At 60.7% G+C, this 16,527-nt stretch carries 15 protein-coding genes; 6 read left to right on the top strand and 9 right to left on the bottom strand.

The window, feature by feature from the left end; translation table 11 throughout:
* Window positions 1-58: 58 nt before the first annotated feature.
* The gene (locus tag R5R73_RS09010; RefSeq protein ID WP_322529457.1) at window positions 59-331 is read right to left on the bottom strand and encodes a hypothetical protein; all 273 of its coding nucleotides are present in this window, start codon (window positions 329-331) and stop codon (window positions 59-61) included.
* Between the two features lie 416 nt (window positions 332-747).
* Here R5R73_RS09010 and R5R73_RS09005 point away from each other — a divergent pair, with 416 nt between their 5' ends.
* Window positions 748-1,347, top strand: a complete 600-nt coding sequence (locus tag R5R73_RS09005) for a porin family protein (RefSeq protein ID WP_322529456.1) — start codon at window positions 748-750, stop codon at window positions 1,345-1,347.
* Window positions 1,348-1,524: 177 nt separating this feature from the next.
* Window positions 1,525-3,339: a glycerophosphodiester phosphodiesterase gene (locus R5R73_RS09000; protein WP_322529455.1), complete on the top strand. Its 1,815-nt coding sequence runs from the start codon at window positions 1,525-1,527 to the stop codon at window positions 3,337-3,339.
* A gap of 112 nt (window positions 3,340-3,451) precedes the next feature.
* Here R5R73_RS09000 and ppsA read toward each other — a convergent pair whose 3' ends face one another.
* A complete protein-coding gene (ppsA, locus tag R5R73_RS08995; protein ID WP_322529454.1) occupies window positions 3,452-5,824 on the bottom strand; it encodes a phosphoenolpyruvate synthase in 2,373 nt (790 codons plus the stop codon).
* A gap of 277 nt (window positions 5,825-6,101) precedes the next feature.
* Here ppsA and R5R73_RS08990 point away from each other — a divergent pair, with 277 nt between their 5' ends.
* Window positions 6,102-6,935 (top strand): pyruvate, water dikinase regulatory protein, encoded by an 834-nt coding sequence (locus tag R5R73_RS08990; RefSeq protein WP_071230228.1) that lies wholly within the window; start codon window positions 6,102-6,104, stop codon window positions 6,933-6,935.
* Between the two features lie 88 nt (window positions 6,936-7,023).
* Here the strand turns inward: R5R73_RS08990 and R5R73_RS08985 are convergent, their stop codons facing one another.
* From R5R73_RS08985 to R5R73_RS08975, 3 genes are all read right to left on the bottom strand, one after another.
* Complete coding sequence (locus tag R5R73_RS08985; protein ID WP_071230163.1) at window positions 7,024-7,596, bottom strand: hypoxanthine-guanine phosphoribosyltransferase; 573 nt, start codon at window positions 7,594-7,596, stop codon at window positions 7,024-7,026.
* A 75-nt stretch (window positions 7,597-7,671) separates the two neighbouring features.
* The gene (gene nagZ, locus R5R73_RS08980; RefSeq protein WP_322529453.1) at window positions 7,672-8,688 is read right to left on the bottom strand and encodes a beta-N-acetylhexosaminidase; all 1,017 of its coding nucleotides are present in this window, start codon (window positions 8,686-8,688) and stop codon (window positions 7,672-7,674) included.
* 87 nt (window positions 8,689-8,775) lie between these two features.
* Window positions 8,776-9,444 (bottom strand): TetR/AcrR family transcriptional regulator, encoded by a 669-nt coding sequence (locus R5R73_RS08975; protein ID WP_071230161.1) that lies wholly within the window; start codon window positions 9,442-9,444, stop codon window positions 8,776-8,778.
* A 237-nt stretch (window positions 9,445-9,681) separates the two neighbouring features.
* Between R5R73_RS08975 and lexA the strand changes: the two genes are divergently transcribed.
* A complete protein-coding gene (gene lexA / locus R5R73_RS08970) occupies window positions 9,682-10,335 on the top strand; it encodes a transcriptional repressor LexA (RefSeq protein ID WP_322529452.1) in 654 nt (217 codons plus the stop codon).
* A gap of 19 nt (window positions 10,336-10,354) precedes the next feature.
* Window positions 10,355-11,428 (top strand): DNA polymerase IV, encoded by a 1,074-nt coding sequence (dinB, locus tag R5R73_RS08965; protein ID WP_322529451.1) that lies wholly within the window; start codon window positions 10,355-10,357, stop codon window positions 11,426-11,428.
* Window positions 11,429-11,445: 17 nt separating this feature from the next.
* Here the strand turns inward: dinB and purU are convergent, their stop codons facing one another.
* Window positions 11,446-12,294 carry a formyltetrahydrofolate deformylase gene (gene purU / locus R5R73_RS08960; RefSeq protein WP_322529450.1) on the bottom strand — a complete coding sequence of 283 codons (849 nt, stop codon included), beginning with the start codon at window positions 12,292-12,294 and terminating at the stop codon, window positions 11,446-11,448.
* Window positions 12,295-12,567: 273 nt separating this feature from the next.
* Here purU and R5R73_RS08955 point away from each other — a divergent pair, with 273 nt between their 5' ends.
* Window positions 12,568-14,256 carry a ribonuclease J gene (locus R5R73_RS08955; protein WP_322529449.1) on the top strand — a complete coding sequence of 563 codons (1,689 nt, stop codon included), beginning with the start codon at window positions 12,568-12,570 and terminating at the stop codon, window positions 14,254-14,256.
* Window positions 14,257-14,624: 368 nt separating this feature from the next.
* Here the strand turns inward: R5R73_RS08955 and R5R73_RS08950 are convergent, their stop codons facing one another.
* The 3 genes from R5R73_RS08950 to moaE form a co-directional block, all read right to left on the bottom strand.
* Window positions 14,625-14,915 (bottom strand): H-NS family nucleoid-associated regulatory protein, encoded by a 291-nt coding sequence (locus R5R73_RS08950; RefSeq protein WP_276231323.1) that lies wholly within the window; start codon window positions 14,913-14,915, stop codon window positions 14,625-14,627.
* A gap of 160 nt (window positions 14,916-15,075) precedes the next feature.
* Window positions 15,076-16,065 carry a GTP 3',8-cyclase MoaA gene (gene moaA / locus R5R73_RS08945; protein ID WP_110633099.1) on the bottom strand — a complete coding sequence of 330 codons (990 nt, stop codon included), beginning with the start codon at window positions 16,063-16,065 and terminating at the stop codon, window positions 15,076-15,078.
* Window positions 16,062-16,523, bottom strand: coding sequence for a molybdopterin synthase catalytic subunit MoaE (gene moaE / locus R5R73_RS08940; RefSeq protein WP_071230155.1), 462 nt, complete (start codon window positions 16,521-16,523; stop codon window positions 16,062-16,064). The genes moaA and moaE overlap by 4 nt, the downstream gene beginning before the upstream one ends.
* Between the last annotated feature and the right edge of the window lie 4 nt (window positions 16,524-16,527).

The following is a 16,527-nucleotide window of genomic DNA, read 5'->3' as shown; positions in this document are numbered from 1 at the left end:
CCCCTCACCAGACGCCCGGTTTCGTCTTGCAGGTAGCGAGCAGACCGCGAGCCGGGAACTAACGCCGCCTGCCTCCGGCATCGAGTTCTTCCAGTAGCGACTCGCCGACACGCCATTGGGGCTGCCAATGCGCATCGTCGGCAGTGGCACGCTCTATTTCCAGGCGATCGTCTTCCGTGGCAATGACCAGGCAGTCGATGGATAGACGACGGTAGAGAGATGGCACTTCGCTGGGATAGCGAAGCGGCACGTCATCGAGACGAATATTGTGCTGCCAGGGCTCGGTGGTGACGAGCGCGAGGACATCGCAATGAGAGCGAAGTCGTTGCAACAGCCCATAGTGCGCGCTGTCACTGCCACAGATGATGATGCGCTTTCTGCTATGCGCCCGGACAGCTGGCAACCATCGTTTGATAGTAGAGAACATGGCATTCGACCTGATGGGAAACTTGATACAAGTGACTGTCGGCCATGGGAAAGCTTCTGGCAAGCACAAGCAAGGCGTGATGATTATCCTGCTCTCCAGCGGCTGTCGTTTCGATTTCGATGTCTGCCCGGGCCATTCCCGTCATCACGGGGAGTACGTAAGGCTATGCGTATCATCGCTGTTCTGACAATATGCGCCACGGTCTGGTCAAATCGTGATTTGCATACCTTCTCATGATTGGCCGAGCAGACCATTCATGTTAAAGGCTTGATATCGCTATAGACACACGGACCGCGACAGTTTCCACAAGGAGTTACAACGTGAAATTCAAGGCTTTGTTCGCTCTCCCTCTGGCTTCCGTATCGTTGATTGCCCTGGCCCCGCCAGCCCAGGCCGCCAACGCCGACGGCCTCTATCTCGGCGTGGGGACCGGTTTCAGCTCGCTGAAGAACGACGACAGCGATGTCGGCGACTTCATCGAATCCGGCAGCGACGATTTCGATGTCGATGACGACGACAACGTCTACAAGGCGTTCGTCGGCTACGAATACAACCGCTATTTCGCCACCGAGGCCTTTTACGCCGATCTCGGCAAGGTCGAGCTGAAGGGAAATGGTGTATCGAACACGGATCTCGAGAGCAAGGCCTATGGCCTCAGCCTGGTCGGGAAATTGCCGATTACCGACTGGTTCGAGCTTTTCGTCAAGGCGGGCATGGCGAAGTGGGAAACCGATGTCGATGGTCACCTTGGTAACGCCTCGGTCGATCTGGACGACAACGACGGCATCGATCCCGTCTACGGCGCCGGCGCTCAGCTCAACTTCCATCCGCTGCTGTTGCGCGCGGAATACGAACGCTACGACTTCGACAGCGATTACGAAGTGGATTCGTTCACCGCCTCGGTAGGCTGGCAATTCTAGGCAGTGCTTGCCCCGGAACCGTCTCAAGCCGTCCGCCAAGGGCGGCTTTTTCGTTCGATGCCAGACAAGCCTGGACTTGCGCGGATGACGGTTTGACGACAACACTGACAATCCATTCATCCTTGCGGTCATTCCGCCGCGCTCACTCGATTCAGGAAGGAACGCCGCCTCCAAGCCATGCTAGCCCCTCGATCACTGATTCAGGACATCGCCCGACAGATTCGCGCCCATCTACGTTCGCTGGTCGCTTTCCATCTCTTCTTCACGCTGCTGGCATCGGCCGTCTGGGTGCCGTTGTCGGCCAACACCCTCTCCGGCCTGCTTCACCGCATCGGCCGCCCGGTGCTCAGCAACGGTCAGATCATGGACGTTGCGCTTTCGCCCTGGGGATTACTCTGGCTGCTCACGGCGACTGGGCTCAGCTTTCTGGTGATCTTCCTTCAACAGGCCGGGATGATGCTCGTCGTCTCGAACCCGGCCGGCAACCGCTATCGGGCGGCCATGGGCTCGCTATGGCACTTGCTGCGCCGATTCCCGGCGCTGGTGACGCTCACCTTTCTTCAGGTAGGCAGCCATCTGCTGCTGGCCGCGCCGTTTGCCGTAGGTCTGGCTCATCTCTACGATGCCATGCTCGGCGATATCGAACCCTACATCCTGATTCATCTCAAACCGCCGGTCCTGTGGGAGTTCCTGGCCGTCGCCACACCCATCGTCCTGATCCTCGTCCTGCTGAGCGCCGCTCTCTATTTTCGCTGGTTCCTGGCGCTGCCGGCGATGATGCTCGACGACCTCAAGCCCGTTGCCGCACTGAAGCGCAGCCGCGAACTGACCCAGGGGCGACGTCTCCCCATGGCACTGCTGGTGGTCGGCATCGCGCTGCTCGTGGCAGCCATACCGATCGTTTTCTCCTTGAGCTTCAATGCTCTGGGCGGCGTACTGCTCGGCCATCTACCGGAACGCAACAGCGTGCTGGTACCTGCCATGCTGACCTATCTGGCGCTGTATATCGTCGCCACCATCGCGCTCACGTTCCTGGGTATCGCGGCCAACAGCATGCTGGTGATCACGCTCTATCACCGCGCCGTGGGACGCGCCACCGTGTTTCGCCCCGCCGCGACGCCCCACCGTTCCGGTGTCATCGCCTGGGGCGCAGAGATCCTGCTGCTGATCTTTGCGCTCGGCCAGGCGGGCTGGATACTGCACGGCTTCGAGATCAACGACCATGTCACCATCACCGCCCACCGCGGCAGTTCGCTGGTGGCGCCGGAGAATACGCTGGCATCGATGAACCAGGCCATTGCCGACGGTGCCGACTATCTGGAGCTGGACGTGCGTCTGAGCGGTGACGGCCGGATCGTCGTGTCCCACGACGACAATCTGAGCCGACTGACCGGCGTCGACCGCCGGATCAGCGACATGACGCTGGCGGAGATCGAGCAGGTCGACGTGGGCTCCTACTTCGGCGATGCCTTCGTCGGCGAACGCATCCCGACCTTTCAGCAGATTCTCGACAACGCGCGGGGCCGTATCGGGCTCTACGTCGAGCTCAAGCCCGCCCCCGGCACGGCCGAGGAACTGACCCGCAAGGTGATCGCGCAGTTGAACGCCGCCGACATGACAGACCGGGCCGTTCTCGCCTCGCTGTCGCCGGAGGTCATCGAACGGGTCAAGACGATCGACGACGACATCCGCACCACGCTCTTTATGCAGTTCGTGCTGCCCGGCGCGCTCAATACCACCGATGCCGACATCATCGGATTGCGCCACACTCAGGCCACACCGAGCTTGCTGAGAACCATCCACGACACGGGCCGTGAAGTCGCGGTATGGACCGTCAACGGTATTGGCGACATGTCGCGCTATATCGACATGGGCGTCGACAACATCATTACCGACCGCCCTGACGCGTTGACCGACATTCTGGAAGCGCGCCGCGAGATGTCCGACGGAGAACTGCTGCTGGTGAAGTTGCGCAACTGGATTCGCACCTGAGGCAACGCGGCCCGCGGCACCGACACCAACGCCAACGGCCCGAACGATATGTCTGCGCAGGAAAAAGCCGGCACGATATCCTCGCGCCGGCTCGATGGTTCTGCCGTCGGGCTCAGCCCAGTGTTTCGCCCGCCAGCATGAACCAGGTCTCCAGCACCGCGTCCGGATTCAACGACACGGAATCGATCCCCTGCTCCATCAGCCACTTGGCGAGTTCCGGGTGATCCGACGGGCCCTGACCGCAGATCCCCACATACTTGCCCTGCGCCTTGCAGGCCTGGATCGCCATCGACAGCAGCTTCTTGACCGCCGGATCCCGTTCGTCGAACAGATGCGCGATGATGGCGGAATCGCGATCCAGTCCCAGCGTCAGCTGTGTCAGGTCGTTGGAGCCAATGGAGAAGCCGTCGAAGTGCTCGAGGAACTCGTCGGCCAGCAGCGCGTTGGACGGCAGCTCGCACATCATGATGATCTTGAGAGCGTTCTCTCCACGCTTGAGACCATTGGCTTCGAGCAGATCGACGACGGCCTTGCCTTCGGCGGGCGTGCGCACGAACGGCACCATGATCTCGACGTTGTTCAGCCCCATCTCGTCGCGAACGCGCTTCAAGGCCCGGCACTCCAGCTCGAAACAGGCGCGGAAATCGTCGGAGATGTAGCGCGAGGCGCCACGGAAGCCGAGCATCGGATTCTCTTCGCCCGGCTCGTAGAGTTTGCCGCCGATCAGATTCTCGTATTCGTTGGACTTGAAGTCCGACAGCCGCACGATCACGCGCTTGGGATAGAACGCCGCCGCCAGGGTGGAGATCCCCTCGACGAGCCGGTCGACATAGAAGCTGACCGGATCGGCATAGCCTGCCGTGCGGAGATCGATGGTCTGCTGCAGGTCAGGCGAGAGCTCGTCGTAGTCCATCAACGCCCGCGGGTGCACCCCGATCATGCGATTGATGATGAACTCCAGCCGCGCCAGCCCGATACCTTCGTTGGGCAGCCCCGCGAAGGCGAAGGCCCGGTCCGGATTGCCGACGTTCATCATGATCTTGAACGGAATTTCCGGCATGGCGTCGACGCTGGTGGTCTGGCAGTCGAATTCGAGCTTGCCCTGATAGACATGGCCGGTGTCGCCCTCGGCGCAGGAGACCGTCACCTCGATGTCGTCTTCCAGCAGTTCGGTGGCATCGCCGCAGCCGACTACCGCCGGGATGCCCAGTTCGCGGGCGATGATCGCCGCGTGACAGGTTCGACCACCGCGATTGGTGACGATGGCAGAGGCCCGCTTCATGATCGGCTCCCAGTCAGGATCGGTCATGTCGGTCACCAGCACGTCGCCGGTCTGCACCTTGTGCATGTCTTCCGGCGATTCCACTAGCTTGACCTTGCCTTGGCCAATGCGCTGACCGATGGCGCGGCCATCGACCAGCACGCGGCTCTTGCTCTTGAGCGTGAACCGCTCCAGCGTGCCGCCCTCGAGATTCGACACCACCGTTTCCGGGCGGGCCTGGACGATGTAGAGCTTGCCGTCGTCGCCGTCACGCGCCCATTCGATATCCATCGGCCGACCATAGTGCTGTTCGATGGTCACGGCCTGGCGCGCCAGCTCCATCACGTCTTCATCGCTCAGGCAGAACCGCTGACGGTCCGCATGGGCGACATCGACGGTCTTGACCGACCGCCCCGCCGCGGCGTCATCGGTGTAGACCATCTTGATCCGCTTGGAACCCAGCGTACGGCGCAGCACGGCAGGCCTGCCGGCGGCCAGTGTCGGCTTGTGAACGTAGAACTCGTCAGGGTTGACCGCACCCTGCACGACCGTCTCGCCCAGCCCCCAGGCGCCAGTGACGAAGACCGCGTCCCGATAGCCGGATTCGGTGTCAAGCGTGAACATCACGCCGGACGCTGCCGTCTCGGAGCGCACCATTTTCTGCACGCCGGCGGAAAGCGCCACGTTCTCGTGAGCGTAGCCGCGGTGGACACGATAGGAGATGGCGCGGTCGTTGAACAGCGAGGCAAAGACCTCGTGGACCGCCCGCTTGACGTTGTCGAAGCCGTCGATATTGAGAAAGGTTTCCTGCTGCCCGGCGAACGAGGCATCGGGCAGATCCTCTGCCGTCGCCGAAGAGCGCACCGCCACCTTGAGATTAGGGTGCTTCGCCTGCAGCGTCTGATAGGCATCGGCCAGCGCACTTTCGAAGGCGGGCGGCAACGGCGTGTCGATCACCCACTGCCGGACTTTCTCACCCACTTTGGCCAGCATTTCGGTGTCGTCGACGTCGAGCCTGGCAAGCTCTGCGTTGATTCGATCGTTCAAGCCGTCATGGGCCAGAAATTCGCGATAGGCATGCGCCGTGGTCGCGAACCCGCCCGGCACGGTGACGCCAGCGTCCGCCAGGTTGGAGATCATCTCTCCCAGCGACGCATTCTTGCCACCAACGCGCTCGACGTCGGACATTCCCAATTGCTCGAAAGTGATGATGAACGGTTCCAAAGTCATCTCCTGGTCGTCTCGTCCGGCCATGGTCCACGGACCCTCTTCAACGGTATATGGCGCGTTCCGCTGCACCTCGATGGGCCAGAAGCTAACAGGCGATTTTCGGCTTAGCCAGAAGTTTAAGGGCGTAGAGTTTGGAGTATTTCTACAAGAATCCCGAGGTTTTCAGGATTCCTGTAGTCAGCCACGGCAAGCCGCGCCCAGAATGCCAGCGAGTTGCCCGAACAGGGAATTTCGGCCGACAATGAGCCTTCGACACACACGGATGAACGCCATGCCTCGCACTGCTTTCTTCATCTCCGACGGTACCGGCATTACCGCGGAAACGCTCGGTCGCAGCCTGCTCTCGCAATTCGAGAATACGGATTTCATCCAGGTCACCAAGCCCTACATCGACACCCTCGACAAGGCACGTTCGCTGGTCAGCATCATCGAAGCGACCGGCGAACGCGACGGCATGCGCCCCATCGTCATCGATACCATCGTCGACCAGGCGATTCGTGACATCGTCTCCCAGGCATCGGCATTCAAGGTCGATATCTTCTCCACCTTTCTCGCCCCGCTGGAAGAAGAACTGGAGACTCATTCGACCTATACCGTTGGTCGTACGCATGCGATCGGCCGCGACGATGTCTACATGCATCGGATCGAGGCGGTGAATTTCGCGCTGGACAACGACGACGGCGCGCGCACGCACCAGTACCAGGAGGCGGACGTAATCCTGATCGGCGTCTCCCGATGCGGCAAGACGCCGACCTCGCTCTATCTGGCACTGCAGTTCGGCATCCGTGCAGCCAACTATCCATTGACGGAAGACGACCTGGACGACAACGGCATCCTCAACCTGCCGCCATCGCTGGCCAAGCATCGCCATAAGCTGTTCGGGCTGACCATCGATGCTCGTCGGCTATCGGCCATTCGTACCGAACGTCGGCCCGACAGCCGTTACTGCTCGATGGACCAATGCATGCAGGAGATCGGCCAGGCCGAAGCGCTCTACCGGCGTCACAACATTCCCTACATCGATACCACCCGCTTTTCGATCGAGGAGATCTCGACGCGGATGATGAACGAGACCGGACTGCAGAGACGATTCAGCCCGCGCTGAGCGGGCCGAATCGGAGCAGGAGAAAATTGGGAAATGGCAGCCCCCGAGCACGCCGGGCTGGCGATTCGCCAACGGGTCGGGCGTGCCGTCACATCCCCTTGGGCGCGAAGATCCCCGGCGCGTTACGCCAGTACCCCTTGTAGTCCATGCCGAAGCCGAAGACATAGCGGTCGACGACTTCCAGCCCGCAATAGTCGGCCTTGAGATCGGGGGATGCCTTGCGATCGTGACGCTTGTCGACCAGCACCGCTGTCGAAATGCTCGCCGCGCCGGCTTGCCGACAGTAATCCAGGATCGCCGCCAGTGTCGCGCCCTCGTCGAGGATGTCATCGACGATCACCACGTGACGACCGGCCATGGGCACTTCCGGCGACACCCGCCAGAACAGCTCGCCGCCTCGCATCCCGCCGCGATAGCGCGTGGCGTGGAGGTAATCGACTTCCAGGGGAAACCCGAGCCGCGTCAGCAAATGCCCGGTGGTGATCAGACCGCCGTTCATGACGCAGTAGAAAACCGGCAGCTTGTCTCCCAGTTCGCGCGTGATATCGGCCGCCATGCGGTCCAGCGCTCGCTCGACCTGTGCCTGATCGATCAGACAGTCCGCACTGTCCATGACTTCCTGCATCGAGCTCAGGGCATCGATCGGTGGGGATTGAGTCATCGTTTACGATTCACCATGCAATGAGCGGCGGCAGACCATCGGATACTGCCGTCGAAGAACGAAAAACGGTGCACGTCATTCGGATTCGCTGAGCGCTTCCAGACGTACGTGGGTGCGCCGCCACCGGGAGATGGCGGCCAGCGATTCGAGGCTGGGACGCGCGCGTGCATAGCGAAGCTTGGCGATACGCTGGGCCTGTCGGCCTTCGCAGGCGGCGACGACTTCGCGCGCCGCATCGGGCGCGTTGCAGATCACGGCCATGTCGCAGCCGGCGCTCCAGGCAGCCTCGGCCCGCTCGCGGGGCGATCCGGCGGCGTGCGCCGCGGCCATGGTCAGGTCATCCGAAAAGATGGTGCCCTTGAAACCCAGCTCTTCTCGCAGCATGCCGAGCCAACTGGGCGAGAATCCGGCCGGCCGATCATCGAAGGCCGAATAGATGACATGCGCCGGCATGATGCCATCCAGCTTGCCGGCCAGCCGGGCGAAAGGAATCAGATCGTGCTCGCGCAGCTCCGCCAGCGAGCGAGGATCTTCCGCGACATCGAAGTGGGAATCCTGGCGCACTCCGCCATGGCCGGGAAAATGCTTGCCGATCGCCACCATTCCCGCCTCGTGGAGCCCCTCGATGAACGCGCCAGCCAAGGCTGTCACCACCTCGGGATCCGGCGAAAAACTCCGCGAACCGATGGCCGGCGACTGGTCGTCGTCGAGATCCAGAACCGGGGCAAAGGTCACATCGAAGCCGCAGGCCGCCATCTCCATGCCCAGCAGCCAGCCAGTGTCCTGCGTCAGCGTCAGCGCCGCTTCGGGAGACTCGACGAATTGCCGCCCCAGCGTGGCCATGGACGGAATTTGTGTCACTCCTTCCTTCAATCGCTGCACCCGACCACCTTCCTGATCGATGGCGACCAGGATATCGGGACGACATTCGCGGATCTGGCCGATCAGCCGTTGGGTAGTGGCAACGTCCGGTGTATTTCGAGCAAACAACAGTACGCCGCCAACCTCTGCACGAGAGATCAACTGCCGCTCTTCATCACGTAGCCGAGTGCCTTCGACATCCAGCATGACCGGACCGAGAGGTTGAGTCATAGCAAACACCTGAGACCATTGAGCGCCCGATTCTAGACGACACGGGGGATGCATGACAGAGGCAGCCCGCTACCGGGGCCCATTGGTCTACTCGGCGGCCGAGCCGAGCTTCTCCAACGACTCGGGTAGCGGCGCCTGCATGCCGGCGACCACCACGGGACGGAGATGCCGAATCAGCTCCCGTATCGACATGTGCTCCTGGTATTCGCTGTCGGCGATATCCCGCAAGGCATCCAGGCCGGACAAGGTAAAGACCACGGTGCCCAGCATGAAATGCAGACGCCAGAATCGCTCGGCGTCGGGAAGATCCGGCGTTGCCAGACGCAGGCACCCCACGAAGCGGCGAAACGTGTCGCCATAGTGTTCCTGGATATAGCGCCGCAGATGGCCCTGGGCCTGCGCATAAGCCAGGCCCAGCAGCTTCATGAATACCTTGAGGCTGTTGCGCTCGGCGGGGACTTCCAGAACCGTGGTGGCGAGCTGTTCCAGCAGGACTTCCAGCGGCACCTGCTTGCCCTGATAGCGGGCTTCCAGGTCATCGAGCGCCGCATTCAAACGTTCCGAGAACGGATCGAGATAACGGGCAAACACCGCCTGAATGAGCGACTTCTTGGATCCGAAATGGTAATTCACCGCAGCCAGATTGACCTTGGCCCGCGTGGTGATGTTGCGCAGCGAGGTTTCAGCGAAACCCTTCTCGGCAAAAAGGACCTCCGCCGTATCGAGAATACGCGTGACGGTATCGGGTTGGGCCATGTCATACCTCGCGCCAGAAAACGGCAACCAGAGAACAGCGACTTAGAACGATTATGATTCTAATCATTCCGCAACGGGCGGCACAATCCAGCATTTGATCGGGCCAGGGCCACGCGGCTGCCAACGCGAGACGCGAAGGACTTCCCACGCCGGCAATGACTGGATACAATTCCAGGCTGTATACATGAACACGCCTGATCGACGACCATAACGATGGCACAGGCCCGGGAGAAACCAATGGCGAGACCGCTCACCGCACGGCAGCAAAACGTCTATGACTTCATCGTCAAGACAATGAGCGAATTCGGCTACCCCCCGACGCGGGCCGAAATCGCTCGGGCCCTGGGCTTTCGCTCTCCCAACGCTGCCGAGGAACACCTGCGGGCGCTGGATCGAAAAGGCGTCATCCGCATGATCCCCGGGACTTCCCGCGGTATCCGGCTACCGGCCAATGGCAACGAAATCGAGCCCGCGGAGTCCCAGTCCCAGTCTCCCGGCTTGCCGATCATCGGCAGCGTCGCCGCCGGTAGCCCGATTCTCGCCACCGAGCATATCGATCGTTACTGCCCATTGCCGGCCGACTACTTTTCACCCAGTGCCGACTACCTTCTTCGCGTGCGCGGCCTCTCGATGAAGGATGCCGGCATCTTCGACGGCGACCTGCTCGCCGTGCACCGCACCCAGCAGATACGCAACGGCCAGATCGTCGTCGCCCGGATAGACGACGAAGTCACCGTCAAGCGCTTCCAGCGCGAGGGCAGTCGCGTCACGTTGAGCGCCGAGAATGCCGACTTCGCGCCGATCGTGGTCGATCTCGAACACCAGCATCTGGAGATCGAGGGGCTGGGGGTCGGCGTCATCCGCGGCGGCAACGGCTCCGGCCTGCATTGAGGCGCCCGCCTCCAGTTCCATGCGCAAGATTCTGCATGCCGACTGCGACTGCTTCTATGCTGCCGTGGAAATGCGTGACAATCCTGCCCTGAAAGATATTCCCCTGGCGATCGGCGGTAGCGCCGATCGACGCGGCGTCGTCGCTACCTGCAACTACCCGGCCAGAAAGTACGGCATACACTCCGCGATGCCCACGGCGCGAGCGGTGCGTCTCTGCCCGCAATTGAAAGTGCTGTCGCCGGACTTCAACAAGTATCGCGAAGTCTCGCGACAGATTCAGGCCATCTTTCACGAGTTGACGCCGCTGGTCGAGCCGCTTTCGCTCGACGAGGCCTATCTCGACGTCACGGCGGTCACCCAGTTCCAAGGCAGCGCTACCTGGATGGCCCGCTGGCTCAAGCAAGAGGCGCTCGCGCGAACGGGAATCGTCGTCTCGGTCGGCGCCGCACCCAACAAGTTTCTGGCCAAGATCGCCAGCGACTGGGACAAGCCCGACGGCCTGTTCGTGATCCCGCCGGAGGAAACGGAGTCTTTCATCACCGACCTCCCCGTCAAGAAGCTTCACGGTGTCGGTCCGGCGACGGCCGCCAAACTCGATGCCATGGGAATCGCCAGTTGCCACGACCTGCGAACCCAGCCACTGGACCGGCTACTGGATCAGTTCGGCAAGTTCGGCCGGAGACTGTACGAGCTGGCTCACGGTATCGACGAGCGGCCGGTCAACGTCTCCCGCGAACGCAAATCAGTCAGCGTCGAAACCACCTACGACCACGATCTTCCCGGTCTCGCCGATTGCCACCTGGCGCTGGAGCCTCTGATCGAGAAGCTCCACGACCGCCTGGCACGGCACGGCGACCCGGCCATTGCCAAGCAGTTCGTCAAGGTACGTTTCAATGACTTTGCCAGCACGACGCAGGAGACAGGCGCTCGCGGTATCGTCCACGCACGGTTCCATGAACTGCTGAAGAGCGCCTGGCGTCGGGGAGAGCGGCCGGTTCGGTTGCTGGGCGTGGGGGTACGCCTGATGCCGGAACCGGACCAGCGCCAGCTCGGGCTGTTCGACGACACCGATCCAAGCTCGGTGTCGCCATGAGCCTCAAGCAATAGGCATCACGAGAACACCACGGTCTTGTTGCCATGGATGAGTACTCGATCCTGCAGGTGCCAGCGCAATCCCCGCGAGAGCACCGATTTTTCCACGTCACGACCCAGACGCACCAGGTCCTGCGGCGTATGGCAGTGCGATACGCGCTGGATGTCCTGTTCGATGATCGGCCCTGCATCGAGCTCTTCGGTGACATAGTGGCAGGTCGCGCCGATCAGCTTGACGCCACGTTCGAACGCCTGATGGTAGGGTTTGGCGCCGGCGAAAGACGGCAGAAAGCTGTGATGGATATTGATCACGCGGCCGGCATAGCGCTGGCAGATATCCGGCGGCAGGATCTGCATGTAGCGGGCAAGGACCACACTGTCGGCTTCGGCCTCCTCGATCAGGCGTTCGGTACGGGCGAAGGCGGGAGCCTTGTCCCGAGGGTCGACCGGCACATGATGGAACGGGATGCCGTGCCACGCCACCAAAGGCCGCAGGTCCTCGTGATTGGATATCACGCAAGGAATATCACAGTCGAGCTCCCCGGCCGACCAGCGGTAGAGCAGATCGACCAGACAGTGGGATTCCCGCGACACCATGATCACCACCCGCGGGCGATGGGCGGAATCGCTCAGCCGCCAGTCCATCTCGAACTCGCAGGCAATGGGCGCGAATGAAGCCCGGAAAGCGTCGGCGCTCAAGGCGTTGGACTGGATATCGTAACGCATGAAAAAGCGCCCCGTATCCAGATCGGAGTGCTGATTGGCTTCGATGATCGAGCCGTTCTGGGCAGCGATGAAACCCGATACACGCGAAACGATACCCACGCGATCGGGGCAGGAAACGATCAAACGGTAATTGTGCGGCATGGCTCTCGGAAATACTCTTTGCAAATACGCTTTGAATCGAAAATATGCGTTGGCTCGAAAACAAGCCTTGATTCGAAAATACGCGTTGACTCGAAAACACGCCCTGGTTCGGAAACACCCTGAAACCCCGTTCAGCGCCCCGACATGGCCTGCCACGTCAATGAGAGCGGCATTGTACCCCAATGCCGAGCGCCAGCCAGCGCCGCGATGGGTTTGAGCGGGTCGAGACGCATGACTTATAGTGAAGCCAGATTTCACCCTTTAAGGATGACGATGTTCCGTCCGCGCGCACAGATCCGCCCCCGCACTTACCCACCGCTGCTGTTCCATCCCTTGGGTGGCTGCGGTGAGATCGGCATGAATCTGTCGCTCTATGGTTACGAAAACGACTGGATAGCCGTCGACTGCGGCATGATGATTCGTCAGGATCTGCCGGATCAACCCCTCCAGATTCCCGATGTCGAGCATCTGGCAGCCCACGCGATGGTGCCTTCTGCCGTCTACATCACCCACGGCCATGAGGATCACCTTGGCGCCCTTGCCTGGATCTGGCCACGCTGGAACTGCCCCGTCTACGCCACCCCGCTGGCCATCGAGCTGCTACGAGCCAAGTTCATCGAACAGGGGTTGAAGACCGACGCGCTCAAGCCCGTCCAGCCCGGTGCCAGCGTGACGACCGGCCCTTTCGAAGTCACCTTTTTACCGGTGACGCATTCGATACCGGAAAGCTGCGCCCTTTCGATCATCACGCCTCGCCATCGCATTCTGCATACCGGCGACTGGAAACGGGACGAGCGCCCGCTCATCGGCCCACCGTTATCCGCGGCCCAATTCCAGGCACTGGCCCCGGTGGATCTCGTGGTGGCGGATTCCACCAACGCCGATGTGGAAGGCCACTCGCGCAGTGAAGCGGAAGCCGCCAGTGCGCTGGAGGCAGTGATCCGGAACTGCCGGGGTCGTGTCGTCGTCAGCTGCTTCGCCAGCAATATCGCGCGGATCAAGGCGCTGGGCGATATTGCAGAACGCAGCGGACGCCGAGTCGCACTGCTGGGCCGTTCGATGGAGCGCATGGTGTCGATTGCCCTGCAACTCGGATACCTGGATGACTTCCCGCCCCGAGTGCCGGCTCACGATCTCGGCTATCTCCACCCAGAGGAAGTCCTGATCATCGCCACCGGCAGCCAGGGGGAACCCCGTTCGGCATTGTCACGCATGGCTCAGGGGAGACACTCTGCCCTGGACCTGCAACCGGACGACGACGTCATATTCTCGGCCCGGGCCATCCCCGGCAACGAGCGCCCCATCGAACGGCTCAAGGCCGGCTTCAAGCGGCTCGGCGTCAACGTACATGACGAACATACCGACCCCGCCCTTCATGCCTCTGGGCATCCGGCGCGAGAAGAGTTGCGTCAGCTCTACCGCTGGATACAGCCAAAACTGCTGCTGCCGGTACATGGGGAAGCCTCGCACCAGGAAGCCCATCGCGAACTGGCGTCCGAGCTCGGCATCGATGTCCCCCAATTGGTCAAGAACGGCGCCGTTCTTGCCCTGGAAGCGGAAGCGTTGGTACCCAGAGCTCAGCACCACCTACGACCGCAACTGATTGCCTCGCGCGCCCGTCCCGGTGAGCGCACGCATCCGGTTTCCGCTCGTCAGCATGCGCATTCGCTGTCGATTGCGCTGAATGTACTGCCGACCGCAACGGGCTGGACCCGAATCGGCCGGCTGCTGTGGGATAGCGAGATATCACTGCCTCTGGACGAGGATGCCCTGGCAGACTGGCTGGATGAACGAATAGACGCGATCAGAGCGGATACGCTGCTGCAACTTCGACAGCAACTCTTCGGCCCGCTGCGCGACTGGCTACACGAGCGTCTTCCCGCCTTGCCGGAAATTCATCTTCAACTGATGCCAGCCGACCCCCAGCCGGAGCATGAAGTTCGCACGGCCTCCTCACGCTAACGCGGTAGACGCCATAATCATGAAAACGGGCATGAGCCGAACTCTACATATCCGTGCGACATCTCCGCGAGAACACGAGCGCGTTTCGAAATAGCGAGATCAGACGCCTCGGAAAACGAAAACAATCTGGTTGATGCCATGCAGATGTGCATCAGGTGGGCCTCAATAAAAACGCGTCTGCTTTATAGCAGACGCGTTTTCTATAAGGCGAATACATGGCGGCTCGATGCGTTCACTTAGCCGACAGCCATGTCGCGTGTATCCATCCAGGCAATATACCAATCCAAGCAATATACCAATCCAGGCGTTACACCATTCAGGCGTTACACCATTCAGGCAAATCCATGCGACGTGACATTACGCGCGGATCAGCCCTTGCTGGCATTCTTGGGCGGGCGGCCCCGACGCTTGCGCGGCTGCTCTCCGACCAGATCATCCATCGATAATCCGGCATTGTTCATCGCCTCGCGAATCTCGGCCAGTTTCTGCTGCTTGTCGGCTTCTTCTTTCAGGCGTTCCTTATCTTCCTGCTGCTTCTGCTCGATCACTTCCCCGATGACTTCGGAAAGCTTGTGCAATTGCTCCATGCTCAGCTGACGCGCTGCAGCTCGAGCAACATTCTTATTACGAGCAATGCGTTCCAATGATTCGGTGGACATCGTCCTCTCCTTGCTAGATTCCGACACGGCATTACACCGGCTGTTTTGATGAAAGTATATTCTTGCTGCCCTTTTTGGCAAGAAATTAAATCAAAAAAGGCACGCGTAATTCGCGTGCCTTTTGTCGAACAAATGTCTTGGGCATCCGGAAAAAAGCGCATTAACCTCCGGTCATATTCATGAACCGGACGACTTGTACATCACCGTCGGTCGAGAAATGATGGCGCTCCGGCTTCAAATCCATGGCTGTGACAATCTGTTCCTTCAAGGGTTCCAGCTCTCCTGGATACTGACGCAAGGTGGCACGCAGATCCACCGAATGCTCGTTGCCCAGGCAGAGCAGCAATCGGCCTTCGACCGTCACACGAACCCGATTGCAGGTACTGCAGAAGTTATGACTATGAGGCGAGATGAAGCCCACCCGGCTGTCACTATCGGGCATCCGGAAATAACGCGAGGGACCCAATGTCGTTTCCGGCGATGGGATCAGAGCGTAACGAGACTCGATCGAGGCTTGAACATCGTCGCTGGAATAGAACGTCTCGCCACGGGAATGATCCGAGACATCACCCAGTGGCATCTCCTCGATGAAACTGATATCCAGTTGCTCTTCGCGGGCGAAGTCCACCAGATCGAGAACCTCGTCATCATTGCGACCGCGCAATATGACCGCATTGAGCTTGATACGCTCGAAACCGGCATCCTGCGCCGCATGAATACCGTCGATGACCTTGGCTAAATCCCCGGTTCTTGTCAGCCGCTTGAAGCGTTCCGGATCCAGCGAATCCAGACTGACGTTGAGACGTGTCATGCCACCTTCACGCAATGCTCGGGCGTGACGACGCAGCCCGGCACCATTGGTCGTCATGGCGAAGTCTTTCAATCCCGGCAATGCGCCAATGTCCGTTACCAGCTCATCGATTCCCTTGCGTACCAGAGGCTCGCCACCGGTCAGGCGAATCTTTTCCACGCCCAGCTCCGTGAAGGCACGCGCCACCTGCGACAGCTCTTCCAGCGACAGAACCTGTGTCCGAGGCAGGAAGGTCATCTCTTCGCTCATGCAGTAGACGCAGCGAAAATCACACCGATCCGTCACCGAGATCCGGACATAGCGAACCTGGCGCGAGAACTTGTCTATCAAAACGGTCATGAATGCTCCCAGCGACTCGCGGCTTCGCGGTCGCTTTGCCGTTCGGACACCCAATAAGAGCCGCTATCGGTATGCTCCTTTTTCCAGAAAGGGGCCCGTGTTTTCAGATAATCCATGATGAAATCACACGCCTCGAACGCCGCTCGGCGGTGCGCACTGGCGGTCATGACCAGCACGATGGCATCCCCTGGCTCGAGACGTCCGACACGATGAATGATGGTGGCGCCCTGGAGCGCCCAGCGTTCGCCAGCTTCGCGGGCAATCACGTGCAGCGCCTTTTCCGTCATGCCGGGAAAATGCTCCAGCGTCAGCGCGGAGACATCCGGTCGTTCGTTAAAGTCCCTGACCCACCCGGTAAAGCTGACGATGGCACCGATATCGGAACGCCCTTCCGTCAGGCGCGCTTGTTCCACCTCGGTGTTGAAAGCGTCTTCCTGTACGTTGATGACAATCTTCATGGCG

Origin of the sequence: Salinicola sp. LHM (assembly GCF_034479735.1) — a bacterium.
GTDB classification, from domain to species: Bacteria; Pseudomonadota; Gammaproteobacteria; order Pseudomonadales; family Halomonadaceae; genus Salinicola; species Salinicola salarius.
Note: the sequence above shows the minus strand (reverse complement) of the source record. Positions and strands in the feature narration are given on the sequence as shown.

What these genes read in the sequence shown, in the direction of transcription:
- R5R73_RS09000 (WP_322529455.1), top strand. Translation starts at nt 1,525, where the DNA reads ATGCTAGCCCCTCGATCACTGATTCAGGACATCGCCCGACAGATTCGC.
- R5R73_RS08990 (WP_071230228.1), top strand. Translation starts at nt 6,102, where the DNA reads ATGCCTCGCACTGCTTTCTTCATCTCCGACGGTACCGGCATTACCGCG.
- R5R73_RS08985 (WP_071230163.1), bottom strand. Translation starts at nt 7,596, where the DNA reads ATGACTCAATCCCCACCGATCGATGCCCTGAGCTCGATGCAGGAAGTC.
- nagZ (WP_322529453.1), bottom strand. Translation starts at nt 8,688, where the DNA reads ATGACTCAACCTCTCGGTCCGGTCATGCTGGATGTCGAAGGCACTCGG.
- R5R73_RS08975 (WP_071230161.1), bottom strand. Translation starts at nt 9,444, where the DNA reads ATGGCCCAACCCGATACCGTCACGCGTATTCTCGATACGGCGGAGGTC.
- lexA (WP_322529452.1), top strand. Translation starts at nt 9,682, where the DNA reads ATGGCGAGACCGCTCACCGCACGGCAGCAAAACGTCTATGACTTCATC.
- dinB (WP_322529451.1), top strand. Translation starts at nt 10,355, where the DNA reads ATGCGCAAGATTCTGCATGCCGACTGCGACTGCTTCTATGCTGCCGTG.
- purU (WP_322529450.1), bottom strand. Translation starts at nt 12,294, where the DNA reads ATGCCGCACAATTACCGTTTGATCGTTTCCTGCCCCGATCGCGTGGGT.
- R5R73_RS08955 (WP_322529449.1), top strand. Translation starts at nt 12,568, where the DNA reads ATGTTCCGTCCGCGCGCACAGATCCGCCCCCGCACTTACCCACCGCTG.
- R5R73_RS08950 (WP_276231323.1), bottom strand. Translation starts at nt 14,915, where the DNA reads ATGTCCACCGAATCATTGGAACGCATTGCTCGTAATAAGAATGTTGCT.
- moaA (WP_110633099.1), bottom strand. Translation starts at nt 16,065, where the DNA reads ATGACCGTTTTGATAGACAAGTTCTCGCGCCAGGTTCGCTATGTCCGG.
- moaE (WP_071230155.1), bottom strand. Translation starts at nt 16,523, where the DNA reads ATGAAGATTGTCATCAACGTACAGGAAGACGCTTTCAACACCGAGGTG.